20 protein-coding genes are annotated in these 26,580 nt (G+C 66.8%); 16 read left to right on the top strand and 4 right to left on the bottom strand.

What is annotated here, in order from left to right:
* Nucleotides 1-92: 92 nt before the first annotated feature.
* The gene (locus ACIWQI_RS12910; protein ID WP_396657975.1) at nt 93-563 is read left to right on the top strand and encodes a hypothetical protein; all 471 of its coding nucleotides are present in this window, start codon (nt 93-95) and stop codon (nt 561-563) included.
* Here ACIWQI_RS12910 and ACIWQI_RS12905 read toward each other — a convergent pair.
* A complete protein-coding gene (locus tag ACIWQI_RS12905) occupies nt 557-1,192 on the bottom strand; it encodes a helix-turn-helix transcriptional regulator (RefSeq protein ID WP_396657974.1) in 636 nt (211 codons plus the stop codon). The genes ACIWQI_RS12910 and ACIWQI_RS12905 overlap by 7 nt on opposite strands.
* Nucleotides 1,193-1,255: 63 nt before the next feature.
* On the opposite strand from ACIWQI_RS12905, the gene ACIWQI_RS12900 reads away from it, so the two are divergent.
* Nucleotides 1,256-1,666: a PPOX class F420-dependent oxidoreductase gene (locus ACIWQI_RS12900; RefSeq protein WP_396657972.1), complete on the top strand. Its 411-nt coding sequence runs from the start codon at nt 1,256-1,258 to the stop codon at nt 1,664-1,666.
* Nucleotides 1,667-1,688: 22 nt separating this feature from the next.
* Here the strand turns inward: ACIWQI_RS12900 and ACIWQI_RS12895 are convergent, their stop codons facing one another.
* On the bottom strand, nt 1,689-1,985 hold the full coding sequence (locus ACIWQI_RS12895; protein ID WP_396657970.1) for a DUF503 domain-containing protein: 297 nt from the start codon (nt 1,983-1,985) through the stop codon (nt 1,689-1,691).
* A 208-nt stretch (nt 1,986-2,193) separates the two neighbouring features.
* Between ACIWQI_RS12895 and ACIWQI_RS12890 the strand changes: the two genes are divergently transcribed.
* From ACIWQI_RS12890 to ACIWQI_RS12865, 6 genes are read left to right on the top strand one after another with little or no spacing between them, the layout of a single operon-like run.
* Nucleotides 2,194-4,425: a hypothetical protein gene (locus ACIWQI_RS12890; RefSeq protein ID WP_396657969.1), complete on the top strand. Its 2,232-nt coding sequence runs from the start codon at nt 2,194-2,196 to the stop codon at nt 4,423-4,425.
* A gap of 30 nt (nt 4,426-4,455) precedes the next feature.
* Complete coding sequence (locus ACIWQI_RS12885) at nt 4,456-7,917, top strand: tubulin-like doman-containing protein (RefSeq protein ID WP_396657968.1); 3,462 nt, start codon at nt 4,456-4,458, stop codon at nt 7,915-7,917.
* Between the two features lie 13 nt (nt 7,918-7,930).
* The gene (locus tag ACIWQI_RS12880; RefSeq protein ID WP_396657967.1) at nt 7,931-10,036 is read left to right on the top strand and encodes a hypothetical protein; all 2,106 of its coding nucleotides are present in this window, start codon (nt 7,931-7,933) and stop codon (nt 10,034-10,036) included.
* On the top strand, nt 10,033-13,425 hold the full coding sequence (locus ACIWQI_RS12875; RefSeq protein WP_396657966.1) for a hypothetical protein: 3,393 nt from the start codon (nt 10,033-10,035) through the stop codon (nt 13,423-13,425). Before ACIWQI_RS12880 ends, ACIWQI_RS12875 begins: the two co-directional genes overlap by 4 nt.
* Nucleotides 13,412-14,236, top strand: a complete 825-nt coding sequence (locus ACIWQI_RS12870; protein ID WP_396657964.1) for a hypothetical protein — start codon at nt 13,412-13,414, stop codon at nt 14,234-14,236. Before ACIWQI_RS12875 ends, ACIWQI_RS12870 begins: the two co-directional genes overlap by 14 nt.
* Before the next feature lie 9 nt (nt 14,237-14,245).
* Nucleotides 14,246-15,058: an HNH endonuclease family protein gene (locus ACIWQI_RS12865; RefSeq protein WP_396657963.1), complete on the top strand. Its 813-nt coding sequence runs from the start codon at nt 14,246-14,248 to the stop codon at nt 15,056-15,058.
* A gap of 37 nt (nt 15,059-15,095) precedes the next feature.
* On the opposite strand, the gene ACIWQI_RS12860 is transcribed toward ACIWQI_RS12865, so the two are convergent.
* Together ACIWQI_RS12860 and ACIWQI_RS12855 are read right to left on the bottom strand one after the other, a co-directional pair.
* Nucleotides 15,096-16,334: an RNA polymerase sigma factor gene (locus ACIWQI_RS12860; protein ID WP_396657961.1), complete on the bottom strand. Its 1,239-nt coding sequence runs from the start codon at nt 16,332-16,334 to the stop codon at nt 15,096-15,098.
* Between the two features lie 8 nt (nt 16,335-16,342).
* On the bottom strand, nt 16,343-16,762 hold the full coding sequence (locus ACIWQI_RS12855) for a YciI family protein (protein WP_396657959.1): 420 nt from the start codon (nt 16,760-16,762) through the stop codon (nt 16,343-16,345).
* A gap of 186 nt (nt 16,763-16,948) precedes the next feature.
* Here ACIWQI_RS12855 and ACIWQI_RS12850 point away from each other — a divergent pair, with 186 nt between their 5' ends.
* From ACIWQI_RS12850 to ACIWQI_RS12815, 8 genes are all read left to right on the top strand, one after another.
* Nucleotides 16,949-18,154: an ROK family protein gene (locus tag ACIWQI_RS12850; RefSeq protein WP_396657958.1), complete on the top strand. Its 1,206-nt coding sequence runs from the start codon at nt 16,949-16,951 to the stop codon at nt 18,152-18,154.
* Complete coding sequence (locus tag ACIWQI_RS12845; protein ID WP_396657956.1) at nt 18,151-19,104, top strand: carbohydrate ABC transporter permease; 954 nt, start codon at nt 18,151-18,153, stop codon at nt 19,102-19,104. The genes ACIWQI_RS12850 and ACIWQI_RS12845 overlap by 4 nt, the downstream gene beginning before the upstream one ends.
* Nucleotides 19,097-19,918: a carbohydrate ABC transporter permease gene (locus tag ACIWQI_RS12840; protein WP_396657954.1), complete on the top strand. Its 822-nt coding sequence runs from the start codon at nt 19,097-19,099 to the stop codon at nt 19,916-19,918. Before ACIWQI_RS12845 ends, ACIWQI_RS12840 begins: the two co-directional genes overlap by 8 nt.
* Before the next feature lie 52 nt (nt 19,919-19,970).
* The gene (locus tag ACIWQI_RS12835; protein ID WP_396657952.1) at nt 19,971-21,221 is read left to right on the top strand and encodes an ABC transporter substrate-binding protein; all 1,251 of its coding nucleotides are present in this window, start codon (nt 19,971-19,973) and stop codon (nt 21,219-21,221) included.
* A gap of 66 nt (nt 21,222-21,287) precedes the next feature.
* The gene (locus tag ACIWQI_RS12830) at nt 21,288-22,427 is read left to right on the top strand and encodes a glycoside hydrolase family 15 protein (protein WP_396657950.1); all 1,140 of its coding nucleotides are present in this window, start codon (nt 21,288-21,290) and stop codon (nt 22,425-22,427) included.
* Nucleotides 22,424-24,655: a TIM-barrel domain-containing protein gene (locus tag ACIWQI_RS12825; RefSeq protein WP_396657948.1), complete on the top strand. Its 2,232-nt coding sequence runs from the start codon at nt 22,424-22,426 to the stop codon at nt 24,653-24,655. The genes ACIWQI_RS12830 and ACIWQI_RS12825 overlap by 4 nt, the downstream gene beginning before the upstream one ends.
* The gene (locus ACIWQI_RS12820; protein ID WP_396657946.1) at nt 24,652-25,449 is read left to right on the top strand and encodes a hypothetical protein; all 798 of its coding nucleotides are present in this window, start codon (nt 24,652-24,654) and stop codon (nt 25,447-25,449) included. Before ACIWQI_RS12825 ends, ACIWQI_RS12820 begins: the two co-directional genes overlap by 4 nt.
* Before the next feature lie 78 nt (nt 25,450-25,527).
* Complete coding sequence (locus ACIWQI_RS12815; RefSeq protein ID WP_396657944.1) at nt 25,528-26,574, top strand: alpha/beta hydrolase; 1,047 nt, start codon at nt 25,528-25,530, stop codon at nt 26,572-26,574.
* The last annotated feature ends 6 nt before the right edge of the window (nt 26,575-26,580 follow it).

Raw genomic sequence — 26,580 nt, 5'->3', positions numbered from 1 at the left:
ATGAGGCCGCCGAGCTCTGCCCGGTGTCACGCCTGTTCGCGGGCGCCCGGATCACGGTGGATGCCGCGCTCGAGCCCGCCGCGTAGCCTGCCGTGCCGCCGGTGCTGCAGGCGCTGCTGATCGCCGTGCTCGTGCTTGCGGGTTCGGTGTGGCTCGGCGGATACGTCGCCGCCGCGGTCAGCGCCCGGACCACGGCGGCGACCCTGCAGGCATCCGACCGCATCGCGTTCTTCCGCTCCCTCGGGCGCTCGTATCTGCGCGTCGACGTGCCGGCGCTCGCAGTCGGGCTCATCGTCGGGGCGGTGCTGCTCGCCGGGCGCGGGTGGGATGCCCTGGCCTGGGCCGCCGTCGCGGTCGGCGCGGCGCTCGTGGTCGTGCTCGCGATCGCGATCGCCCAGGCGCGGCGGATGACCGTGCTGCGCATGCGGGCGCTGAGCGAACCCGACGGTCCGATCGCGGCGCAGGTGCGCACAGGCGCCGTCCGGGCGGCGGTCCGGCGGGCGGTGCTCGGTGTGCTGAGCGTCGCGCTGGTCGTGATCGGGGCGTTCGCGGCCGTCTACTGAGCCGGGGGTCCAGCCACCTCCGCCACGCACAGCTGCGGCTGCGCGAACGGCGTGAGGCGACGCACGTCGGCCTGCGAACCCCATTGCTCCAGAGCACCGCGCATGAGACCGAGATGGACGCCGCACACGATGTCGCGCCGGTGCTCGGCGACCTCGAGGAACGGGCAGTTGTGCAGCCCGATCGTCGTCGTCGCGGCGCCGTCGATGCGCTCGGGCTCGAAGCCGAACTCGTCGAGCAGTCCGACGAGCCGGTCGATGTCGTCGGGGTTCCCGGGCTGCTGCGCGGCCGCACGGTGGCCCCACGTGCGCCCCGTCTCGATCGCGCGGGCGGTGCTGTCCGCTTCGGCGCTGAGCGCGTCGGCGAGCACCTCCGCCAGCGCCCGGTAGTTGCGCGGCCCCGTCGGGTCCATCCGCGGCACGGGCCGGAACAGCTGCGGCGGGCGGCCCGGCGTGCGTCGGGGCGAGGCCACCTGCTCGATCTGGCCCAGCCGTTCGAGGGCGTCGAGGTGGAAGCGCGCCGTGTTCGGATGGATGCCCAGCTGCGCGGCGATCATCGCGACCGACAGCGGCTCGTCGGCGTCCTTCAGCAGTCGCAGCACCTGACTGCGCCGTCGTGTGCGCTCCTTCACGGGGGGAGTTTACCCAATATCCACTTGTGGAAACCACTGTGGACAACCTGGCAGTCTGGAGCCATGACTCAGCTCCGCACCGCAGACGACATCATCCCGCCGAGGCTGCGCCGACTGCTCGAGCTTCCCCTCTACGGGCACCTGGGCACGATCCGGCCGAACGGCACCGTGCAGGTGAACCCGATGTGGTTCGAGTTCGATGGCGAGCACGTGCGCTTCACGCACACCACCTACCGGCAGAAGTACCGGAACCTGCAGCAGAACCCCTCGATGGCGCTGTCGATCGTCGATCCCGACAACCCGAGCAGCTATCTCGAGGTGGCCGGCCGCCTGGTCGAGATCGTCCCCGACCCGGAGGGCGCGTTCTACGTGCGGCTGCAGAACCGCTACGGCAACCCCAGCACGACGCCGCCACGCGACAAGGCCGACCGCGTCATCCTCGTGATGTCGGTCGAGCGTTCGACGGGTCAGTGAGTCCCCCGGGCCTGTCGAGGGGTCAGTCCGCGCTCGAATGGAGCCCGCGCCGGGTCGACAGCAGCGTGATCTCGGGGTGATCGTCGGCCACGGCCCGTTCGGCGCGGTCGAGCAGATCGCGCACGCGTGACGCCTCGCCCGCCACGACCGCGACCCCGATCTCGGCGCGCCGGTGCAGGTCGTGGGCCCCCACCTCGGCGGCGGCAGCCTCGGTGCGGCGGCTCAGATCGGCGATCAGCGGACGCAGGATGCGGCGCTTCTCCTTGAGCGAGTGCACATCGCCCAGCAGCAGGTCGAACGCGATCCACCCGATCCACATGAGCCCAGTCTGTCGTGATGTCGGCAACGGGGCCCGCATCGTCCCGTGATCGTTGGCCATTGATCGGGAGGCACGTTGTCAATGTTGCCCGTGTGTCCTATGTTGATGATGCGTTCACTGTGGTACGCGAAGTCCCGATCGACCGGCGCCACGTGCTCGCTGGGGGATGCGTTGAACGGGATGAGTGCATGAGCGCAGTGATGTTTGCATGAGTGCAGTTGCGCGCTCAGCGGCTCACTCGGCCGCCCGGATCGTCAGCCTGTTCTTGAGCACCATCCTGGTCGCCGGCGCGGCGGCCGTGGCCTCGCCCAGCGCCGCCATGGGAACCGAGGTGACGGAGGCATCAGCCGATCCTGTTTGCGGATCCACGGTGACGCCTGCGCCGCCCGCGCCGCGCGAGATAAACCTCGTGCTCGACGACTCCGGGTCGATGTTCGCCGGCTCCGCGAACGGCCCGCCGCTGGACCGCTGGTCGCAAGCCAAGTACTCGCTTGAGGTCTTCGCGGCGATGTTGGACACAGCCGACACGCTGAACGTATACCGCATGAGCGACTTCGCTACCGGCGCGACCAGTGGCCCCGCCGAAACTCTTTCAGGATCTGAACCGACAAGTTCGCGGGTGGCACGGATTCATGCCATGCAGATGCAGGGAGGCGGAACGCCATATGCGCCGGTCACCCAGGCATATCGGGATCTTGTGGCTTCGAGTGCGCCGGACAAGTGGTTGGTGGTGCTCAGCGACGGATCGTTTGAGGGACAAGACGATGGAGCCGTGCAGAACGATCTCCGTCGCTTCGCGGAGGATGGCTCATCGGGCGAGACGACGCTGCGTGTCGCGTTCCTTGCCATCGGAGACAGCGCCCCGACCCTGCGCAGCGAGCCGGACCGTGGCGTGTTCTTTGAGAAGGCGTCGGCATCATCGGATCTGCTCGGCAAGATGACCCAATTCTCCAACCTGATCTTCGATCGAGATGTGCTCCCTGAGACATCTGACGGAAGGATGACCGCGGACCTGGATCTGAGCCAGGTCATGGTCTTCGCGCAGGGGAAGGACGTGACCATCGGCGAGCTGTCGATCGACGGCAGGTCTCTGGAGCCGCGGTCAACAGTCGCCGTCTCCTGGGCCGAGAACGCCGACGTGCGCTGGGACAGTGGAGCGATCAAGGCAGAGCCGAACAAGGATCTCGAGGGCGTGCTCGCCACCTTTGACGATGTCCCGGCGGGCACCGGCGTCTTCGACATCGCCGGTGCCGAGACGATCGAGGTGTACTACAAGCCCGACGTGAATTTCGGGGTGGTGCTCAGAGACATCGATGATCGGCGCGTGGATGCCTCGAAGATCATCGCCGGCACCTACACCGTCCAGTACGGCTTCATGGACGACAACTGCGAGCTGATCCACTCCGCGCTCCTCGGCGACGTGGAGTACTCGGCGAAGGTGGTCCGTGACGGGGAGGTGATCGCCGACGCGTTCGCATCGGGAGACGAGATCGATCTGGCCCGCGGTGCGGTGCAGTTGGACGTGAGCGCTCGGTACCTGGGGGAGAGCACCGCGGAGTCCACCATCGATCTGACCGTGCTGCAAGCGGCACGGCCCACGACCCTCACGGTCGAGAGCACCACCTTCAACGCCAGCGAGCTCAACGAGTACACGGCGCCGGACGGCGCGATCCGAGTGGACTACGCGCTCGCCTCGCCGGGGGGTGCGGAGCAGTTCAATGCCGACGAATGGGCCCATATCGACACTGACAGTTTCACGGTGACAACCGACGCCGACCTTGACTTCGAGGTGGTGCTCGCCGACGAGCCCGGACTCCTCTATCTGGTCCCGCAGGCACCGGGAGGGGACATCTTCGAGGCGAGCACCGGCGAGGTCACGTTCACGCTGACCGCATCGCATGTCTACGACGAACAGCTTTACGAGTCGGCCGCCGAAGGAAGCACAGTGATCGTCGATGACCTGCCGTTCTGGGAGCGACTTGCGCGTTGGTTCGCGCGGACGGGCTGGTGGATGCTGCTTCTCATCCTGCTCGCGATCCTCATCGTCGGTTACGTCGTGAAGCCGCGCTTCTCGCCTCGTATCAAACGCCGGCCCACTGTCACCGGCGTGCCGATGTCCGTGAGCGCCCGGGCCGAAGAGGGTCGCGGGAAGTTCGCGGTCCAGCCGCTTCGCAAGTGGATGCCTTTCGTCGCTGACAAAGCGACATACATCTACGTCCCCGCCGGGGTCGCCGGCTTTCGAGCGATGAGGCTGAAGGCCCAGCGCGGCGGAAGAATGCAGCTGACCAACTGGAAACAGGTCGCGGAGCGTAGGAACGTCGCGGTCAACAGCACCGACTTGAACGAAGAGACCAGCCGGATGCCGGTCCTCGGCCCGTCGAGCAATGTCACTGCAACCGTCGCGCAGCAGATCCGATACGAGAGCTACCTCAATGTGTAGCGGCAGACCCCTTCTGAGAGGACGCAAGAGATGCCCATCGCACCCACTTTGATCCTTGGCCTCGGTGGCACCGGGTCCAAGATCGTCGAGAACGTCTCCGCAAAGGTGCGCGAGAGCGGCAGTTCACAATCCGAGCGAATTGCGTTCGTCGTGTTCGACACCGATATCAACGACCTCGGGCGCATCCGGCAACAGAGTCCGGAGATATTCACGGTCCAGACCTCGACGCGGAACACTGTCGGTGAGTACCTCAACGTGAACACCAACGCCCGTGACAATTGGTTCCCCGTGAATCAGATGCTCAACCGCAAGACGCTCACGGAAGGCGCGGCGCAGGTGCGGGCCATCTCCCGACTCGCCTTCGACACGACGCTGAAGGGGGGAAACCTGGACGGGCTGCATCAAGCCATCGAGCAGCTGTTCCGGATCGACAAGGATCAGGAGGAGCAGGCGCTGCGGGTCATCATCACCAGCTCTCTCGCCGGGGGCACCGGGTCCGGGCTCATCCTCTCGGTTGCGATGTATCTCGCCAACTACCTGCGCACCAAGTACCCGAAGGCTAAGGCGATAACCCGAGGATTCTTCATCCAGCCGGACGTCTTCTACTCGGTGATCAAGGCGACCGAAGAACAGCAGAACCTCCAGGTGAACGCGTATGCGGCCATCCGTGAGTTGGATGCCTTCCTGATGAAGGGCGACGACACCCTGCCCCCTCAATACCGCAATCTCAAGTTCGAATTCCCGCGGGTCGGCTCCGACGGCGTCGAATCCATCGAGGCCATGCCATACGATTTCTGCTTCCTCTTCGATGCGAAGAACTCCTCCGGAGGAAGCCTCGATTCGTTCGCCACGTACCTGGACCACGCCGCGACATGCATCTACACGTTGTCCATCGGCCCGATGGCGAAGAAGTCGAACTCCCGCGAAGACAACGTCCTTCGTGAAGTCATCAAGAATGACGGACGCAACCGGTACGCCGGCGCGGGCTCCTCGCGCCTCGTGTACCCGTGGATGCACGTGCGCGACGTTGTCGGGCTGCGGTGGGCCCAACTCGCGCTCTCGCGGCAGTGGCTGCAGTTCGACGACCAGTTCAAGGATCGTCAAGAAGCACTCGCGAAGCAGCGCGAGCAGGGCTACGCCGTCAAGGACCTTGATATGCCCGCGGAGTTCATCGGCGCGGTCAACGCCAACGCCGACATCCGGGCTCCGTTCGCCAAGGCGATCCAGAGTCAGTGTCTCGCCTATGACGAGGAGGGCATCTCGGTGGTCGGCAACCGCTGGGGTGAGTACCTCGACGCGCTGCAGAGATATGTGCAGGCGAATGCGGCACAGCCGAACCACGACTCGATGTCGCGCTCCGCCCTGGCCAAGGTCTCGACCCTGCAGGAGACGGCGGACGCCGACGAGTACGTCGCGACCTACTGGGAGCTGAAACGCTACCACGACATCATCGAGCGCGACACGGAAGAAGTCGCCGGCCTGATGGGCTACACGATGTTCCAATCGGAGTCCAGCGGAAACACCAAGCAGCGCGACCAGCATCAACTGGAGACCTATCTTCGCGAGAAGGTCTCGCAGCGATTCGTTCATCCCGTCTCGGCGCGGTATTTCCTCTACAACACCCTGAAGGGCCTGCAGCAGCAGAAGCAGCTTGTCGAGACCCAGTTGGCGAGTACGACGCAGTACTTCGCGAAGTTCGAGGAGAGCGCGTTCGACGATCCGGGCACAGAGGATGTCGAGACACCAGCAGACCTGCTGCAGCGCAGGAAGCGACTCAGCGAGAAGATGCGCAACAAGCCCGGACCGGAGCTGCAGCAGCTTGCCGAGCAGTACCAGCAGTACATCAAGAAGGTCGCTGACCTGCGCTATCAGACGGTGTACGCCAAGGTGCTCGAGGAGGCGATCCTCTACGTGAGCGGGCTGAACTCAGCATTCGAGACCTTCTTCGAGAGGCTCAGCGGAAATCTGAAGCGGCTCCAAACCGACATCGAGATGCTTCGCACGAAGTTCGACGATCTCACCGGCTCGACGACGCGGTATGTGCTCGCCGACTCGACATGTCTGGACAGCCTCTACGAATCGATGCCCTACACCGGCGGAGTGATGACCGTCGACTCCGACCTTGCCGAGTCCATCTATACCAAGGTCCGCGAGTACTACATGCTCGCGGAGGGCAAGGACGGGAACTACTTCCAAGATCTCTACAACAACACGATCCTGGGGTACTTCAAGAAGCAGGTGGTGGAGCGCTACGGCGCCCAGATCGACATCGACGTCATCGAAGCGCTTGAGCGTGAGTACACGATCCGGGAGAAGAACTACGAGGCGGACAGAGTGGCGCACTACGTGCGTGGCGAGATAGATAAGGCGAAGAAGCTCGCCGCCCCCTTCCTCGAGCAGCCTCTCGGGGAAGAGCGGCATCCGATTGAATCCTGCGCGTATAATCCCCATCTCGAGGGCGACGCCGATCCCAAGCGGAAGAGTCTCATCGCCGAACAGCTTGGCAACTACGGCGGCGAGAAGGACGAGGAGATCAGCCGCCAGGAGATCCTCTTCTACAACGCGATGTACGGGATCCGTGCTCGCGATCTGTCGAAGTACTCATCGGCGCGGAACCACCCGACTGAGCGGCGCCCCGCCGGCCAGTACTTCGCGGCGTACTACGAGCTCGTCTCGGGCATCAAGCCTTCTGTGGATGAGACGAAGGTCATCACTCCCCATATCGACCGCCGCTGGCACTGGATCTCGCAGCTGCCCGACCTCGATGAGGGATATCAGGCCGTACAGCTGCGCGGGATCCATGACGCGCTGCTACTGGGTCTGGCGTACAAGAGGATCTTCTGGACCACGGTCTACTCCGACCACCGCGTCTACCAGTACAACTCGGACAGCAAGGTCGACCAGGACTTCGTCGTCTCGAACGGCACCCCGTGCGATCACTTCTGGGAGGTGCTCGATGCGCTGACGATCAATCCGGTTGCCGTCTCGGAGATCACCGAAGCGGTCGACCGTCACACGCGGACGGTCATGGAGGAAGTCCGGGCGGCATCGTTCGAGCAGTCCGAACTGGCCAAGTCCTTGACCCGAGGCATCGAGCTGGCAGAACTGGAACTCGTCGTCCCTGCGATGAAGGGACAGCGGTTGACGCTGTTCGACATCGTCGCCTTCTACGCCTTGACGGTTCCGAAGGACCTCTATTCGGAACTGCAGGTGTACGACATGACCGCAGACTTCCTCGCCAGAGTGCGGGAGGAGGTCGAGGCCTTCGAGGATGAAGGCGACGTTCTCCCCGTGATCGAGCGAGTTCTGCTCGATCAGTTCCGGACCTTCTCCCTGCACGTTCCGGCGCTGCGGGAGCGTGACGACAAGCAGGTCGCTCGTAAGATCCGACCGGTTATCCGGCCGCTCGCCGACCTTTTCGACGAACTGCATCTGCGCGAGGCCGCGGCCGAGGTGCGACCGTTGATCGAAGACCTCATCAAGAACGCGTGAGGGCGGCAACGGCGTGTTCACCGTCATCATCCTGAGCCGAGCGGCCAAGTCGATCTTCGAGAAGTGCAAGACCTTCTTCGAGCCGTTCGTGGATTCGGGTGAGATCGCATTCTGTGAGTGGAATGAATCGCCGAAGGCGGTGACGGTGGACAAGGCGCTCCCGGACCTGCGGCGGGTCATCCAGGGCAAGCCGGCGTGGCGTGCGATCGTCGTCGACCATGCCGCCGGTGAGGTCGACGCCATGCGCGACCCTGAGAATCCGTTCGACTTCCGTGGAAACGACGACATCGCGCTGTCGCTGACGGACTCGCCTTTCTCCCTGGTCCGCATCGCGCATCAGCTGCTGGGATATCCATCACTCACCGCGCAGGCGTTTCGACCAGTGATCCGATATCGCGTGTCCGCCAGTCAGCTTCTGGAGTCGGGACGGGCTGAACAGACGTGGGCGCCGGACTGGTCAGCGCTCGAGCTGGCGCCGGGAGAGCGGGAGGAGGATGCCGCGGCCCGCGCGGTGGCGTCGAAGCTGCGTGAGTTGACGACGGTGCACTCAGACGTACGCGTGCAGTATGAGGAGGTCGAGTACGACGAGGAGGCGGTGCGGACACACCGCGAACTGTCCGAACGATACCGAATGAAGGAGGTTCATCCGTCGGAGGTGCTCTTCATCTCCACCAGGGCCCCGGTGGCCGCTGACGCGCAGAGCGAACTGCGTCGCGCGTGGCGGATGGAGTCGGAGCAGAACACCTCCCGGTTCGTCCCGCGCAACGACTATCCTGCAGCGACGCGGTTCCTGGTGTACGACCTTCTGAATCCGCAGAACTCGGGGTACCGGCAGGACGAACTGCGGTTCTGGATATCGGTCCTCACCATCGCTGTCAACACGCTGCCGGCGAGCACACTCCAGGCTGACCGGGTGTACCGACTGGGCGTCGAATTCTCCAACGTCGGCCTCGGTGACCTGCTCAGCGGGCACATGAGCAATCTGACGGCGCTGCGTGAACACCTCGACTCACGCATCCGTCGTCCTGAACGCCCTCCGGAGATCGACGTCAAGGATCTGCTGCGGGAGGAGAACGTACACGTCAGGTTCGACCGGCTGGGCGGTGGCGAGCTCTCGGTCCGCACGAGCGGCTACGGGCTTGCGGCCGACCTGCCGCGTTCGGAGCAGGCTGCCTGGTCGGAGGAGTTCGACGACCTGCAGGTGAGTGCCAGTCAGTTCGTCCGGAAGCCACGTCGCGTCCTCGCGCGCGCCGTCTATGACGCACGTACGACCTACCGTGGCTACCTCGGCACAGACCATGTCCTCAGCGATATCGACCGCGAGGAGATCGAGGAGGAGCTCGTCAAGCGGGTGAGCACGCTGACGCTCCCCGCGACAACCGGAATCCTCGATCGGGAGCGATTGGCCACACTGCTCGGCGATCAACGGCGTCGTGTGGCGGGATACATCGCTCAGCGGATGCGGATCGGGACGATCGGACTCGCCTCACTGGTGGTGCTCGCGGTGTGGTCGGCAACGTTCGTGCCGTACCTGATGCAGGCGGCGCGCCAGAGCACGAACTCCCTGCTCTGGAGCGTCTTCTTGGTGGCGGCGGTCGTCCTCGTCCTCGCGGCGGTCGGCACCGTCACGCTCCTGCTCATGCGGCGCACGCTCATCCGGCTCCTCCGGGAGACGAACTCCGTCATGCGGGCGTTCGTCGTGGACGTCAATGGCAGCGCCAGCGTCTTCGGGGAGTATCTCTCGCACTTGGCGACCTATATGTACGCACGATCCGTGCTGATCGGGTCCGGGCGCCTGAATGAGCGTGACCGTGAGCAGCTGCGACGCTACACGGCGATCCGCAACCGGGCTGAGCGGATGATCGAAGCGGAACGCGCGATCATCATGTCGCTGGGTCAGCCCGTGAACGTTCGTCGCGCGCCCGCAGCCGTCGCCTCACTCGATGTCGATGACCCGAGGGACGTCGACTCGTTCTTCCAGCTGCCGATCGGCGACCGCCGCGCCGCGGTGAATGAGTCTGGAGAGTTCGTGCGGGCTCCCTACGATTTCGTGCGGAGGCTTCACATCGAGCGCGTGCGCCTCTTCGAGACTCCGGCCGCCGGCGGTACGTTCCGATGATCCTCACATTCCTTCAGCAGCTGCTCTCGGCGGTGCCGATGGTCATCGCGCTGCTGTTCGTGCTGGCCGCCAACATGCCGAGGTCGCGTCGCGTGCAGCAGTACCCGATGCCGATCATCGCTGCGATTTACGCGGTTGGTGCGCTCGTCGTGCTCTACCTGCTGAACACCTGGATCGAGGACGTGTTGCGCGCCTTTTTCCAGGTTCTTCCCATGGTGTACGACACGCGGTGGCAGTACACCATCGAGAACACCGCCGCGGTGCTCATCTTCGTCCTGCTCAAGCTGCTGCTCCGAAGCCTCTTCAGCCGCGCATTCGAGGGCCAGAATTTCCTCGGCAGCACGCTCGTCGACGGCCTCTACCGTTACGACGCTGACTACGGCATGTGGTTCGTGCATCGTCGCAACGCGATGCTGCGGGTGTACCTGCGAGTGTTCTACTGGTCCTCCATCGTGCTTGCCGTCGTGTTGACAGCGCTGGCCGGCACGTTCCCGGCGGCTCCGGCGTTCGCCGCCGTCGCCTTCCCGGCGCTGGCGGCGCTCGTCGTCGGCGAGATCTACTTCGCCGTCGACGGAGTGACCGAGGAGGAATTCCGCCACGATGTCCTAGGGGAACGCGATCGCGCGGAACGGGTCGTTGACTACGCCGCGCTGCGGGAGGTGCTGAAGGACACGTTCGCGGGCCGCGTCATCGATGACGGCCTCGACTTCTCGTCGTCCGACGCGGTGCGCACGTTCGACCGTCTCGACGCCCTCTCGCGGTCGGCGAGTGACGTCGACCAGCTCGCCGCCGCCTACTTCAGCCGGCTCAAGGCGTCCGGAACGACGCTCGATTCCAATCTCATCGACGCGGCAGCAGACATCATGCGCGGTCGCAGCACGCTGGTGAACAACCCGTTCTACGGCGACCTCACCCCATATCTCGTGTTCCCCGCCTACTACCACCTCCTCCACTATCGGAAGTGCCTCATCGTCTGTGGGCGTGATGAGATCGCAGCCGACCTCGTCCGGTGGATCGAGGGCGGGCTGGAAAGCATCACCGGCGTACCGGACCTGTGGCGCGTCGAGCTGCTTGATCAACAGCCTCGCGCGGATCTCGACATCGGAGTGCTCCGGTTCGCTGACATCCACAACCTCGAGCTGTTTCGCGCGAACGACGAATTCCTCGGTGATGTCCACTACGTCATCCTCGGGGAGCCTTCACGAATCCTCGCGACCGGTCAGCTGGGGCTGGGTCTGCTGCAGAGTCGACTGGGCGGCCGCGAGAGTCCCGTGTTCGCCGCATTCGATCGCAATCACGATGGACTGGTCGACGCGTTGGCACACCAGCTCAAGGTAGACCTCACCGATGTCGTGGCCGCAGCCGTGCCGCGTGGCGTCACCACGCGAGTGGTGTGGCGAGCGGACGGGCCGGACATGCACGCCGCGGTGCTGCCGACCATCTCGCGCTACCTCGGAATGGGGACGGAGATCGGGGCTGTCGCACTCAAGTACCAGATCTCGGAAGTCGAATGGATCGGCTCCGGCGCGTTTCCCGTCCACGACATGGCGTGGATCGCCGGCCAGTACTATGCCCAGGTCAACGCCTTCGCCGACCTGGATCTCTCCCAGCACGCACTCTCCGACGCGATCCGCGCGAGGTCCAACCCGTGGGATCTTGCGCCCGCGGACAACCGCTTCCTCATCGTCGAGGACGAGATCTGCAACGTGTACGAGAGCATTCGCCTCTACGCAACGCGCGCTGAGAAGCAGGGATTCGTCAATCTGATCAGCGAGGACTACCTGCTTCGCGACTACATGGTCGCCAATGCTTCGATATTCGCGGCAGATCCGAAGGCGGTTCCCTCGTTCGCCGCCGACCGCGCCCGCACGGAGCGCAACCTCATCCTGCGGCTGATCCTCATGCTGCTCACCTTCGGGGTCAGCGAGCCGGCGCTCGCCCGCGAATTCGCGCTCATCGGCCAGCCGTTGCCGCCGGTCATCCCACCCGCGCCGGACCGGCTCGACGATGAAGAGATCTCGCCCGCGCACGCCACCCTGCGCCGTCTGATCGCCCGTCACACGGGCGTGGCGGACGCAGTCATCACGTGCGAACTCGCTCCAGGTGAGTCGGTTGACGGTGATGACGAACCGCTCGAGCGTTTCTTCCGTCTCGAAGACGGTGGACCACTCGATCCGATCGTGGAGTCGCTCCGAGCGGCGTACTTTTTCGTCGAGGACGAGGTGGAGGATCGCAACTACATCGGTTCCGCACTCTACGGACTCGTCCATCAGATGTACCTGCCCGGGCAGTTCGTCACCTACGCCGGTCGATACTACGAAGTGCAGAGTGTGGGCGACGAGCAGCAGAACGGGGGCGTCGTACTCCGTCGAGCGGCGGAGCACATCCGGGCGCGCCGCGTCTATCGTCTGCTGCGAAACTTCCGGGTCGGGGACATTCGGAGGGTGGAACGTACAGGTGCCGAGATCATCGTGGACGACATCTCCTTCACGCGTTGCTACGCGACGATCGAGGTCGACACGGTCGGCTACCTCGAGTTGCCATCACGTTCCGATCTCGCGGGAGCACGACGCAGCGAAGTCGCTGGAATCCCGTCGCGCAGGTATGCGAACAAGGAACTCCTGCGGGTTCGCATGCCGGGGGTACCCGCATCTGTGCGGCGGACGCTGGCGGTCCTGCTCAACGAACTGTTCGTGACGATCTTCCCCCACGCTCATCGCTACGTGACGGCGCTCACCAGCGACGACGGGGATGCGTTCGGCGACCTCCTTCCGGGCCTCGAGGTGATGGACGACGAGGGTGATGATGATGCGATCTACATCGTCGAGGACAGCTTGATCGATCTGGGGCTGCTTGTCGCGGTGCATCGTAACTGGCGGCGCCTCCTGGAGATCATCACCGACTATCTCGTATGGCATGAGACCCCCACTCCCGCGCCTGCTGCCGGTACCAACTCGGAAGCGGTTCCCGTCTTTCCGGACGATTCGCCGGAGGATGTCGAGCGGCGAGCGCTCATCATCGCACAGCAGGACGTGGCGCCATCGCCGGAGGTCAGACCGCCGCCGAGGATGCCCTGGTGGCGCCGCGTCTGGCGGCGCTTGACCGCCATCCTGCCGTCGTCGCGCCGGGCGTACGGCGTGGGCGCGGAACCGTCCCATCGCGTCGAGCCTCCGCGGTCGACGCCGGTGCCCCCGGACATGGTCACCACCGGAGTGAGCATCGACTATTCACAGGTCGCCGGGGAGGTGGCGGCGGAAACACCGCCAGGTGTGCCCGATATCGTGATCGACGACACGGAGGTCGAATTCGACGGTGCCGGCGGACCGGTTGTGGTCGGCAGCGACGGCGACGATGCATCTGAACAGGAACGTGCCGATGAACAAACGTGACTATCTCGCGTTCGGCGGATCGCCGGCTGCCGCGGCCGTCGACATCGCGGGCTCGATCGAGTACCTGAAGGCGAACGGGTTCGGCAACGGCTACCTCGAGCGCGCCCGCGGTGCCGTCGACGCCCACCGCACCCGTGCTTTCGAGTTCGAACCGCTGAACGCCAACTACTGCGATTTCTGCTTCGCGAAGCTGATGGGCGGTGAGTTCGACCGGCTTGCGGATGGCCGTGAGCGCTGCATGCGATGCACGCGCAGTGTCCTTCGCACGGGGGAGGACTTCGAGCTGATGTTCGCGGAGGTGAAGCGGAACTTCGAAGCCGCCTTCCAGATTTCGATCAACGCCGCTCTGATGGTTCGCATGGTCAACGCCAAGGAGATCGCACGCAGATCGCGCGAAACGTTCCAGCCCACGCCGGGAGTGGATGCTCGGGCACTTGGATTCGCCGAGCAGCACGCCCAGGGATATTCGCTGTTCATTGAGAACGGATCACCGCGACTCGCGGCGATCAGCACCACGGCGCACGAACTGGCGCACATCTGGCAGTACTTGAACTGGAATGTGGGGCGGATCGAGCAGCGTTACGGTGCCCACCATCGTCTCGCAGTCTACGAAGGGATGGCCGCTTGGGCGCAAGTGCAGTACTTGTTGCACATCCAGGAGTTCGACGGGGCGGATCGCCAGGAGTCCTACGTTCTTCAGCGAACCGACGAATATGGGGTGGGGTTTCGCATGTTCATCGAGCGCTATCCGCTGTCCCGCGACGGTGACGTCGATATCGACACTCCGTTTCGTCATCCTCACCCGCTGTGATGGTGGGTCATGGCAGGTGGTGACCTCTACGGGCGCGGACGAGCGAGCAAGCTGCCGGCCGGTATCTGGGTGCTGTTCGGGGCGATCGCGCTCTCTCTGAGCGCGGTCGTCGCGGTTCCGCTCGTAGCTGCCCTGGGTGCAATTCCCGCACCGGGCCACGCGTCCGCCGGCATCGAAGCGACTCCCTCGCCCACCGACGACTCGAGTGGTTTGTCGCCCTCTGCTTCACCGACGCTGTCTCCGAGCGACGAGGCACCGGGTGTGAACGCCGATGCGCTCGCATTGCTGGCCCAGATTCCTGATTCTCCCGGCAAATCGATCGCGCAGTACTACCGGGAGCAGTTCGGTCAGGCGTGGTTCGATCAGGATCGCAACGGATGCGACACGCGAAACGACATCCTGCGGCGCGATCTGAGCGAGGTGGTCCTGAAGGACGGGACGAATGGCTGCAAAGTGCTGGCGGGCAGACTCTTGGATCCGTACACAGGAGAGACCGTGGATTTCCAGTCGGGAGCGAGCACGTCTGCAGAAGTGCAGATCGACCACATTGTTCCGCTCGCGTGGGCGTGGCGTCAGGGCGCCGAGAAATGGACCTTCGAGGACCGGATGGCATTCGCCAACGACCCAGCGAATCTGCTCGCTTCCATCGGCCGAGTGAATCAGGCCAAGAGCGACTCGGGGCCCAGTGAGTGGCTGCCGCCCGCCGAGTCCGCACGCTGCATGTATGCGGAGAAATTCGTCGCAGTCGTCTCCGAATGGAGACTCGGAATCAATAGGGCAGATCGGTCTGCTCTGGAGCGCATCCTTCTCGCCTGCACCTGATCCGCGCGCCGCCGAGTCTTTGGATGCAGGCGCCCTTTCACCCCAGCGCCGCGGCCTTGTCGCGCAGCACCCGCTGCTGCGCCTCGTTGACGGTGAGCGCCGCGGCCGTCAGCAGCTCTGACCGGGCCTCCTCGAGGCGGCCCAGCCGGCCCAGCAGCTCGCCGCGCACGCTGGGCACGAGGTGCGATCCCCGCAGGGCCCCGGATTCCTCCAGGGCGTCGACGAGGGGCAGCGCCGCTGCCGGCCCGCTCGCCATCGACACCGCCACGGCGCGGTTCAGCTCGACGACCGGGCTCGGGGCGACACGCCCCAGCACCTCGTAGAGCACGACGATGCGCGGCCAGTCCGTCTCGTCCACGCTCGGTGCCACCGCGTGGCACTGTGCGATCGCCGCCTGCAGGGCATAGGGGCCTCGGCCGGTCCGCCGCGCGGCGGCTGCGGCATCCGCCTTCTCGAGCGTGCGGATGCCGCGCAGGATCTGCCCGCGATCCCAGCGCGAGCGGTCCTGATCGGCCAGCAGCACGGGCCCGTCGTGCGACTCGCGTGCCGCGAACCGCGACCGCTGGAACTCCATGAGCGCGACGAGCCCGAGCGGTTCGGGCTCTCGAGGCAGCAGGCCTGCGACCATGCGGCCGAGCCGAAGCGCCTCGTCGGCGAGGTCGGGTCGGACCCAGCGCTCGCCGGCGGTGGCGGCGTAGCCCTCGGTGAACACGAGGTACACCACCCCGAGCACGGCGGCCAGCCGCGGCATCCACTCGTTCGGGTCGGGGCTCTCGTACGGCACCTTCGCCGCCGCCAGCGACTTCTTGGCCCGCGTGATCCGGGCCTGCACCGTGGGCACGCTGGTCAGCAGCATGCGTGCGATCTCCTCGGTCGACAGGCCGGCGACGACCCTCAGAGTGAGGGCGACCTGCGATTCGCGCGAGAGCACAGGATGGCAGGCCGTGAAGATCAGGCGCAGGACGTCGTCGTCGATCGGCTGCCATTCGTCGTCGGATGCCTCGTCGAGCGTGTGCGCGATCTCGGCGTAGCGGTCGTCGAGCTTCTCGCGGCGGCGCCACGCGTCGATGGCGCGCCGCTTCGCGACGGCGGTCAGCCACGCGCCGGGATTGCGGGGGATGCCGGCCTGCGGCCAAGATCCGAGGGCTTCGAGCACGGCCTCCTGGGCGACGTCCTCGGCGAGGCCGAGGTCGCCGGTCATCTTGGCGACGGATGCGACGATCCGCACGCCTTCGATGCGCCAGACGGCCTCGACCGCGCGCCGGGTGTCGTCCATGGGTGCGCTCACTCGTCGCCGCGCTCGGCGCGCCACTCCTTCGTCTTCTGCACGTACTCGTTGTCGGCGAAGTCGGCGAAGTCGCTCTCGTCGGTGACGCGACGCACCTCGAGCTTGTTGCCCGGGCCCAGCGGGCAGCGCTTGGCCCACTCCAGCGCCTCCTCGGCAGTCGCGGTCTCCAGGATCCAGAACCCGTTGAACAGCTCGTGCACCTCACCGTAGGGCCCGTCGCTGACGATGGGCGTCTCGCCCGAGAAGTCCACGATGTACCCGGGCTCGGGGGCGAGGCCGTCGCCTCCGACCATGACGCCCGCCTTCAGCAGCGACTCGTTGTACTTGCCCATCGCGGTCAGGATCTCGTTGAAGTCGACCTCGTTATACGCGTCGACTGCTTCCTGCGTGGCCCGCATGATCAGCATGTGCTTCATCTCGATACTCCCTGTTTCGGCGGGGACCTTTCGTCCCCTCTCACTATCGCGTCGAACGGCGGCGAGCGGAATCGACATCGCGGGAGAGGAAGTCTCCGTGCGGTCTGAGATCGGGTCTTGACATCCGATCCGTCTTACTTTTACCGTTAATTCACGCCTGAATAAAGTCACGAGGAGGTGAGTGCGGTGGCCCAGAACCGGAACCAGGCCGACGTCAACCGGACGGCGATCCTCGCCCACCTCGGTGCGCAGGGACCCGCGTCCCGCGCCGATCTCGCGCGCGCTCTCGGCGTCTCGCCCGCGCTCATCACCCAGCTCACGAAGGGCCTGCTCGCCGACGGGCTGCTCGAGGAACTGAACGAGACCAGCAGCGGCGGACGGCCCGCGCGCATGCTCGGTCTCGTATCGCGCGGGATCACAGCCATCGGGGTGAAGATCGCCCCGGATCATGTCGCGTTCGTCGAGGTCGGCATCGACGGCGTGGTCGCCCGGTCGCTGATGAAGCCCTTCGACGCAGTCTCCCCGCTTGCGGTCTCCGACCTGATCGGGCTCGTCCGCGCGTTCATCGCCGAGGGCGACACCACGCGCGTCATCGGCGTCGGAGTCGGGCTGCCGGGCACCGTGGCGAATCGAGGGGTCGGCGTGGTCGACTCGACCCAGCTGGGCTGGAATCACATTCCTCTCGGCGAACTGCTCCAACGCGCGCTCGAGCTGCCCGTGGTGGTGGAGAACAACGTGAACGCGCTCAGCGTCGCCGAGCAGCTGTTCGGGCAGGGACGCGAGTACCGCAACATCCTCGTCGTCACGGTCGGCAACGGCGTCGGCGCCGGTCTCGTCGCCGACGGCGATCTCGTACGCGGTCGCGCCGGGGGAGCCGGGGACCTCGGTCACGTGCCGGTCCGCGAGGACGGCCCGCTCTGCCAGTGCGGCAATCGTGGATGCCTCGAGGCGATCATCGGCCAGGGCGCCCTCGTCAACGATGCCCGTTCGATCCGCCTGGTCGGCGAGGACGAGGGCATCGACGAGCTGCGGGCGCTCGCCGATGCCGGGAACGCGGAGGCGCAGGAGATCTTCGCCCACGCCGGTCACACGCTGGGGCGAGCGCTGGCCGGGGCGGTCAATCTGCTCGACCCCGAGATCGTCGTGCTCTCGGGCGAGGGCGTGGAGGCGTGGGCGCACTGGTCCGGGTCCTTCGACCGCGCGCTGCGCAGCTCGCTGGTTCCAGGAAAGCGCGGTACGGCTGTCGTCGTGGAGCGATGGGACGACGACCGCTGGGCGCAGGGTGCCGCCGCGCTCGTACTGGCCACGCCGTTCGACGCACAGGGGATCGCCGGGGACCAAGGGCGGCTGGTGCGCGAACGTCTCGTGGCGACCGCCGAGGGGAAGCCGTGAGCACCCTCGCCCCGGCTTCGGCGAGCACGGTCACCGCGACCGCACCACCAGGCCCTGCCCGGCGTCGTCCGCCACGGGGCAGGCGGGTGCGCTACGCGCTGACGATCGCCGTGTTCCTGCTGCCCAGTCTGATCCCGCTGCTCGCCTTCGTCATCGGTCCGATGGTGTCGGCCGCGTGGACAAGTCTCCACTCCTGGAACCTGATCGGGCCGATGGAATGGGTCGGACTCGACAACTACGCGCACCTGCTCACGGATCCGCAGACCGGTGCCGCGTTCGTGCACACGGTGTACTACCTCGTCGGCTACCTGCCGCTCGTCTACGTCGGCGGGCTGGCGCTTGCGCTCGCGCTCAACGCTCGGCTGCGCGGACGCGCCATGCTGCGCGGCGCGTACTTCCTGCCGGTCATCACCAGCTGGGTCGTGGTCGCCCTCGTGTGGCGATGGCTGCTCAGTCCCAGCAACGGCGTCGTGAACACCGTCCTCGCCTGGTTCGGGATCGACGGTCCGGGCTGGTGGGCCGACCCTGCGTGGGCCATGCCGTCGATCATCCTCGCCTCGGCGTGGAAGGACCTCGGGTTCGTCATGGTGATCCTGCTCGCCGGGCTGCAGTCCATCAATCCCGACCTGTACGAGGCCGCGTCGCTCGACGGCGCCGGGTGGTGGCGCCGCCTGTTCGGAATCACGCTGCCGCTGCTGTCGCCATCCACGTTCTTCGTCATCGTGCTCTCGCTGATCAACGGATTCCAGGTGTTCGACCAGGTGTACGTGATGACCGGCGGCGGGCCCAACAACTCCACCCAGGTGGTCGTGCAGCAGGTGTACGACCTGACCTTCCGCTATGGGCAGGCGGGCACGGCGTCGGCGCTGTCGTGGCTGCTGTTCGTCGTGATCCTCGTCGTCACCCTGATCCAGTTCTACGGTCAGCGCCGGTGGGTGAACTATGACTGACCGGCGCACCTGGGGGCGCGTGCTCCTGTTCGTCCTGCTCCTTGCGGGGGCGCTGATCATGGTCTTCCCCTTCATCTGGACGGTCGTGACCTCCGTCACTCCAGGGGCGACCCTCACCACGACTCCGCAGCTGATCCCCGACGATCCGTCGCTCTCGCCTTATCTTGAGCTGTTCGAGCGCGTGCCGTTCGGCCGTGTCATCGTGAACTCGCTGATCATCTCGGTGATCAGCACCCTGCTGCAGCTGGTCACGAGCAGCATGGCAGCGTACGTCTTCGCCCGCATGCCGTTCCGCGGCCGCGGTGCGGTGTTCGTGCTGTACCTGGCGACGATGATGATCCCCTTCCAGGTGCTCATCGTCCCGCTGTTCGCCGAGATGAAGGCGCTCGGTCTCATCAACACGTACGCGGGAGCGATCCTGCCGACCATCGCCTCGGCCTTCGGTGTCTTCCTGCTTCGCCAGGCGATGAGCACCGTGCCCGATGAGCTCGATCAGGCGGCCACGATCGATGGCGCCGGGCACTTCCGCATCTTCTTCCAGATCATGCTGCCGCTGGTCCGTCCAGCGCTGGCCACTCTCGCGGTGTTCGCCTTCCTCAACACCTGGAACAGCTTCCTGTGGCCGCTGATCATCCTGCGCGATCCGCTCATGCAGACGCTGCCGGTGGCCCTGTCAAGCCTGCAGGGCCAGTACTCGACGCAGTGGGACGTGCTGATGGCCGGATCGGTGATCAGCATCCTGCCGATGTTCGCGCTCTACGTCTTCGCCCAGAAATACATCGTTCAGGGCGTCGCTGGGACGGGCCTGAAGTAGACCCGACTGCATATTCCGCAACACACATGAACACACCAAGGAGAACACTCGCATGAACAAGAAGCTCATCGCCGGCGCGTCGTTCGCCGCTGTCGCAGCGCTCGCGCTGACCGGCTGCTCGTCCGGGGACGGCGGAGGCGGTGATCAGACCGCAGGGCCCGTCACCATCACGTACGAGAACTTCATCGCGAACGGCGGCAACGAGGAGAACCTGCAGCAGATCGTCGACGCTTTCGAGGACCAGAACCCCGATATCACGGTCGAGGTGCGCACCTCCGCGTACGCCGACTACTTCACGAAGCTTCAGACCGATCTCGCCGCCGGCACCGAGGCCGACGTGTTCGATGTCGACGCGGGCAGCTTCGCCAACATCCAGGCCAGCGGCGTGCTCGCCGAGCTCAGCGGGGTGGATGCCGCGAAGTACCGCACTTCGGTGCTCGACGTGTACAAGGCCGACGGGAGCCAGTACGGGCTTCCGACGTCCTTCTCGGACGTCGTCCTGTTCTACAACAAGGACCTGTTCGATCAGGCCGGCGTCGAGTACCCGACTGCGGACTGGACCTGGGCGGACGAGATGGCTGCCGCCGAGAAGCTCACCGACAAGGGCGCCGGGGTCTGGGGCGACTACCAGCCGATCAGCTACTACGAGTACTACAAGGCGGTGCAGCAGGCAGGAGGATCGTTCCTCGCTGCGGACGGCACCGCCGGCTTCGACTCGGATGCCGGCACGGCGGCGGCCGACTGGCTGGCGGGCAAGTCCGGCACCGTCATGCCGACCGCGGCGGACGGGGCGGGCACACCCGACTTCGACACGAACCTGTTCAAGGACGGAAAGCTCGCCATGTGGCACACGGGCATCTGGATGATCAGTCTCGTCGGGGACCTGCCGTTCGAGTGGGACATCGCCGTCGAGCCCGGTGACACGCAGAAGGCGAGCGCCGTCTTCTCGAACGCGGTCGTCGTGTCGGGCAACTCCGAGCACAAGGAGGCGGCGCAGAAGTGGGCCGAGTTCCTCAGCAGCTCCAAGGAGATGGTCGAGGTGCGTCTCGCCGCCGGCTGGGAGCTGCCGCCGATCAGCGACGAGGCGCTCCTCGAGCCGTATCTCGAGCTGACGCCGCCAGCGAACCGGCAGGCCGTGTTCGATGCACTCGAGAGCATCGCGATCGCGCCGGATCTGGGCGCGAACGCCACGCAGATCCAGGATGCCGTCGGGAACGCGCTCGGCGAGATCGCCGCCGGGCGGGCAACCACCGCCGAGGCCATCCCGGCGCTCGCAGCCGAGGTGAACGCACTTCTGCAGTGAGCCCGACGCCGGGCGGGGCAGTGTGCCCCGCCCGGCGCCACTCCGCCCGGACATCGAAGGAAGACCGTGACCCAATCCACCCGTGACCGTGTGATCGATCGGCTCGCCGCCCGCAGCATCGATCTCATCACCGGACTGCAGACACCGACCGGCGCTTACCCGGCGAGCCCGACGTTCTCGGCCTATGTCGGATACAGCTGGCTGCGCGACGGCTCGTTCATCGCGGACGCCGCCTCGATCGCCGGTCGCGCCGAGTCCGCGTCGCGCTTCTTCGGCTGGTGCGCCGAGGTGATCACCCGTCGTGCCGAAAAGATCCGCTGGATCGTCGCCGAGACCGCGCAGGGACGGATGCCTGCCGCCGCGCACATGCTGCCCGCCCGCTTCACTTTCGCGGGTGACGACGGTGCGGACGAATGGTGGGACTTCCAGCTGGACGGATACGGCACCTGGCTGTGGGCGCTCGCCGAGCACCTCGAGCGGCATCGGCTCGACGGGGCCGCATATCGCGAAGCCGTCGGCCTGACCGCCGAGTATCTGCTCGCGTCGTGGGAGCGCCCCTGCTACGACTGGTGGGAGGAGCACGCTCAGCACATCCACGTGTCGACACTCGCGTGCATTGCGACCGGGCTCGAGGCGGTGGTGCGATCCGGTCTCGTCGCCGACCCGCTCGCGGAGCGGATCGCCGCCGAGACCACCGCGATCCGCCGGCTGGTCGGCGGACGGGGGATCGCCGACGGCCACCTGATCAAGTGGCTGGGCAGCACGGCTGTCGACGGGAGCCTCGCCGCCGTGATCGCTCCGTTGGGGTTCATCGACGCCCGCTCCGATGTCGGCCGACGCACACTTGACGTGCTCGAGGCGCACCTGACCGTCGAGGGCGGCATGCACCGCTACCTCGGCGACACGTTCTTCGGCGGTGGGCAGTGGCCGCTGCTGACCTGCTTCCTGGGGCTCGCGCACCTGGCGTCCGGCGATGCGGTGCGTGCGGGCGAGCTGTTCGACTGGGCTGCGGCGACAGCGACGGCCGACCTCGACCTGCCCGAACAGGTCCCCGCGCACCTGATCGCGCCCGGCATGCGGCAGACGTGGATCGACCGCTGGGGGCCCGCCGCCACGCCGCTGCTGTGGAGCCACGCCATGTTCCTGCGGCTGGGAGTCGCTCTCGGCCGCATCGATCCCACGCGCATCGAGGAGGACACCCGATGATCCGCCACCGACCCGCCGGTTCCGGGCATCCGTATTCCGTCGACACGGAGCAGCGGTTCCCTGTCGTGCCCATCGCCGGCGAGACGGTGACGCTGGGAGCGCGGGCTGACGCCGGCGTCACGGCGGTCAGGTGCACGCTGCAGTGGCATCCCGACGAGGGCGACGGCCAGACGCACGAGCTCGAGCTCGCACGGGTCGCCGCGACCTCGCGCGGCAGGGTCACCGATGGCGGGCATCTGGCCTCGGCCGCGGCCCGGCTGGCGCGGGTTGCCGGCGGCTGGCAGGCGACTTCACCGCCGGTGCGCTTCGGCGGCGAGTATCGCTACCGGTTCACCGCGGTGCGTGAATCGGGGCGCATCGAGCGCACGCGCTGGTTCAGGTTCCGCGCGGCGCGGTGGCGATCGGATGCCGCCGCGCTCACCGAGTTCGGGCGGGCCAGGGTCATCCCCGGTTCGATCGAGGTCCTGCACGACGGCCACCGGGCGTGGCGCACCCGATTCGCGCTGCCGTTGGCCGCGGGGGAGCACGTGACCGGCTTCGGGGAGCGGTTCGACGCGCTCGACCAGCGCGGGACCGAACTCGACGCCGTCGTGTTCGAGCAGTACAAGAGTCAGGGCGCCGAGCGCAAGACGTACATGCCGATGCCCTTCGCGCATGTGATCGGCGGAACGGGCTGGGGCCTGCATGTCGACACCTCGCGACGGGTGTGGTTCGACATCGGCGCCGGGGCCGCCGACCTCCTCGTCATCGAGGCGGAGACCGGCGCGGACGGGGCCGTCGCGCTGCGGCTGTTCGACGGCACGCCCACCGAGGTCCTCGGCGCGTTCCTCGACCGTGCGGGGCGGGCGACGGAGCTGCCCTCGTGGGTTTTCCGGCTCTGGGCGAGCGGCAACGAGTGGAACACGCAGGCCGAGGTCATGCGCCAGGTCGACCTGCACGCGCAGCACGACATCCCCATAGGGTCGGTGGTGATCGAGGCGTGGAGCGACGAGTCGACGTTCACGGCATTCCGCGATGCGCAGTACCTCGTCACCGACGACGGTGCGCCGCACCGGCTCGCCGACTTCACCTTCCCACCCGACGGCGCGTGGCCGGATCCGAAGGGCATGGTCGACGAGCTGCACCGACGCGGTGTGCGGCTGCACCTATGGCAGGTCCCGCTCATCAAGATGCGGCCACATCCGCGCGCCCAGGCGGCCGCCGACGCACAGGCGGCGATCCGTGAGGGTGTGCTCATCCGCGAGCCCGATCCGCGCGGGGGCACGCGTCCGTATCGCAACCGAGGCTGGTGGTTCCCGCTGGCGCTCATGCCCGATCTCACCGACGAACGCGCCGCACGATGGTGGACCGACAAACGCCGATACCTCGTGGAGGAGCTCGGCATCGACGGCTTCAAGACCGACGGCGGCGAACACGCTTGGGGCTCGGAGCTCGTCTACCTCGACGGGCGCCGCGGCGACGAGAAGAACAACACGTTCCCGGTGGCCTATGCCGCTGCGTACGGCGCTCTCCTGCAATCGGCGGGAAGACCCCCGGTCACGTTCAGCCGTGCCGGGTTCACCGGCTCGCAGGCGCATGGGGCGTTCTGGGCGGGCGACGAGAACTCCACCTGGGACGCGTTCCGATGGTCGATCAACGCCGGGCTGACCGCAGCCGCGTCGGGGATCGTCTACTGGGGCTGGGACATCGCCGGGTTTTCGGGGGAGATCCCCGGCTCCGAGCTCTACATGCGGGCCGTCCAGGCATCCACCTTCGTTCCGATCATGCAGTACCACTCGGAGTTCAACCACCACCGCCGGCCGTCGCGCGACCGCACGCCGTGGAACATCGCCGAGCGCACGGGGGATGAGCGCGTCATCCCGCTCGTGCGCCGATTCACGCACCTGCGCGAGCGGCTGGTGCCGTACCTTGCCCACTCCGCAGCGATCGCCATCGCGACAGACCGCCCGCTCATGCGCCCGCTGTTCTTCGAGTGGCCGGACGACCCGGCGGCATGGTCGGCGCCGGCGCAGTGGCTGCTGGGCGACGACATCCTCGTCGCTCCTGTGCTCGAGGCGGGCGCGACCGAGCGGACCGTGCACCTGCCCGAGGGGGAGTGGACGGATGCCTGGACCGGCGACCTGCACACCGGAGGCACGACGATCGCGGCGCCCGCCCCCCTGGAGCGCATCCCCGTGTACCTGCGCGGCGGTGCCGCCGGCGACCTCATGGAAGTGTTCCGGGGATGAGCGACAAGCACCAGGCGGCGTTCGACGTCTACACGCATCGGCTGATCGCGTGGGCGCGCGGCGACGACCGCGTCCTCGGGGTGCTGCTGCTCGGATCGGGCGCCGATCGGGCGCGGATCGACGCGTGGTCCGATCACGACATCGCCGTGATCGCGCACCCGGAGGCGGTCGAAGAACTGCGCGGCACGACCGCCTGGATTCCCGACGCCCAGTCGCTCGTCGCCGTCGGCAGGGAATGGCACGACGGGTTCAAGGCGCTGTTCTCCGACGGTCGGGTGATCGAGTACGCAGTCACCGATCTCGCGGGCCTGGCGGCGTTCCCGATCGCTGCGGCGCACATCGCATACGACGCGGGCGGCGTCGTCGACGCCGTCGGGCAGGCTCGCGCGTTGACCCGGCCGCGGTCGGTCTCGGACGCCCCGGCGACGGCCGCGGTGCTGCTCGTGCAGCTCGTGGTGGGCGTCGGACGCCTGCGCCGCGGCGAGCGGCTCAGCGGCGCGAACGTGATCCGGTCAGAGGCTGCGGCGAGCCTCATCGACCTGATCGTCCAGGTGCGGCACCCCGGCCGGGCGCGGCCCGACCCGTTCGATGTGTGGCGGCGTTTCGAGCACGTCGAGCCGGAGGCTGCGGCCGCGCTCGATGCCTTCCTCGCCCGGCCTGCAGAAGAGGCCGCGCTCGGAATCCTGTCGCTGGCCGAGGCGCTGCTCGAAAAGGCGTGGGCCGGCTGGCCGGCCGCCGGCGCCCGTGCGGTCCGCGGCGTCCTCGAGGGAGCGGGCATGCCGGCGCGGGCATGAACCGCGGCGAGCGGAATCGACATCGCGGGAGAACCTTCTTCCCGAACCTGCCAGACTGAGGGCGACGGAGAGGGCGGTATGGCGGGGGAGACGGAGGCGCCGCGGCGCGCCCATCGCAGGCATCGTTGGATCTGGGTCACCGCGGCGGCGGTGGTCGGCGTCGTCCTGGTGGTCACGGCGATCGGGTGGATCACGCCGTGGCCGTCGGCGATGCTGATCCGCGCCGTGTTCACCCAGGGCGGTGACGCGACGGTGGCCGAGATGCAGCCGCATGTTCCGGACGACCCGCAGCTGCGCGAGGTGCGCGACGTGGCCTACGGCGACGACAGCGGCGTCACCACGCTCGACGTGTTCACGCAGGCGGCGGAGGGGGAGCGGCGTCCCACGGTCGTCTGGATCCACGGCGGCGCGTGGATCTCCGGTTCGACCGGGGACGTCGAGCCGTACCTGCGCATCCTCGCCGCGCACGGGTACACGACGATCGGCGTCGGGTACGGCCTGGGTCCCGAGGAGACCTACCCCACGGCCGTGCATCAGCTCAACGACGCACTGGCGTACCTCGACGCCCATGCCGCCGAGTTCAGCGTCGACACGACGCAGATCGTCATCGCCGGGGACTCGGCCGGCGGGCAGCTCGCCAGCCAGATGGCCACGCTCATCACGAACCCGCAGTACGCCCACCTCCTGGGCATCCGCCCTGCTCTGGATGCCGACCAGCTGGCCGGTGCCCTCCTCAACTGCGGCGTGTACGACCTGCGCGCGATGGCCGAGCTGCAGGGTCTGGCCGCGTGGGGGTTCAAGGTCGCGCTGTGGGCGTACACCGGCGAGAAGGACTGGTCCGAGACGGCGTCGGGGGCGACGATGTCGACGATCGACTTCGTGACCGCCGACTTCCCGCCCACGTACATCAGCGGCGGAAACGGCGATGCGCTCACCTGGCTGCAGTCCATCCCCATGGCGCAGCGGCTGGAGTCTCTCGGCGTCGACGTCACGACCCTTTTCTGGCCCGCTCCGCACGAGCCGCAGCTGCCGCACGAGTATCAGTTCCACCTCGATCTTCCCGAAGCGCAGACGGCGCTCGACAAGACGGTCGCGTGGCTGGACGCCAACACCGACATGCCGTAGCGTGCG

Source organism: Microbacterium sp. (assembly GCF_044508325.1).
Taxonomy (GTDB): Bacteria; Actinomycetota; Actinomycetes; order Actinomycetales; family Microbacteriaceae; genus Microbacterium.
This window is presented reverse-complemented; position numbering and strand designations above follow the sequence as displayed.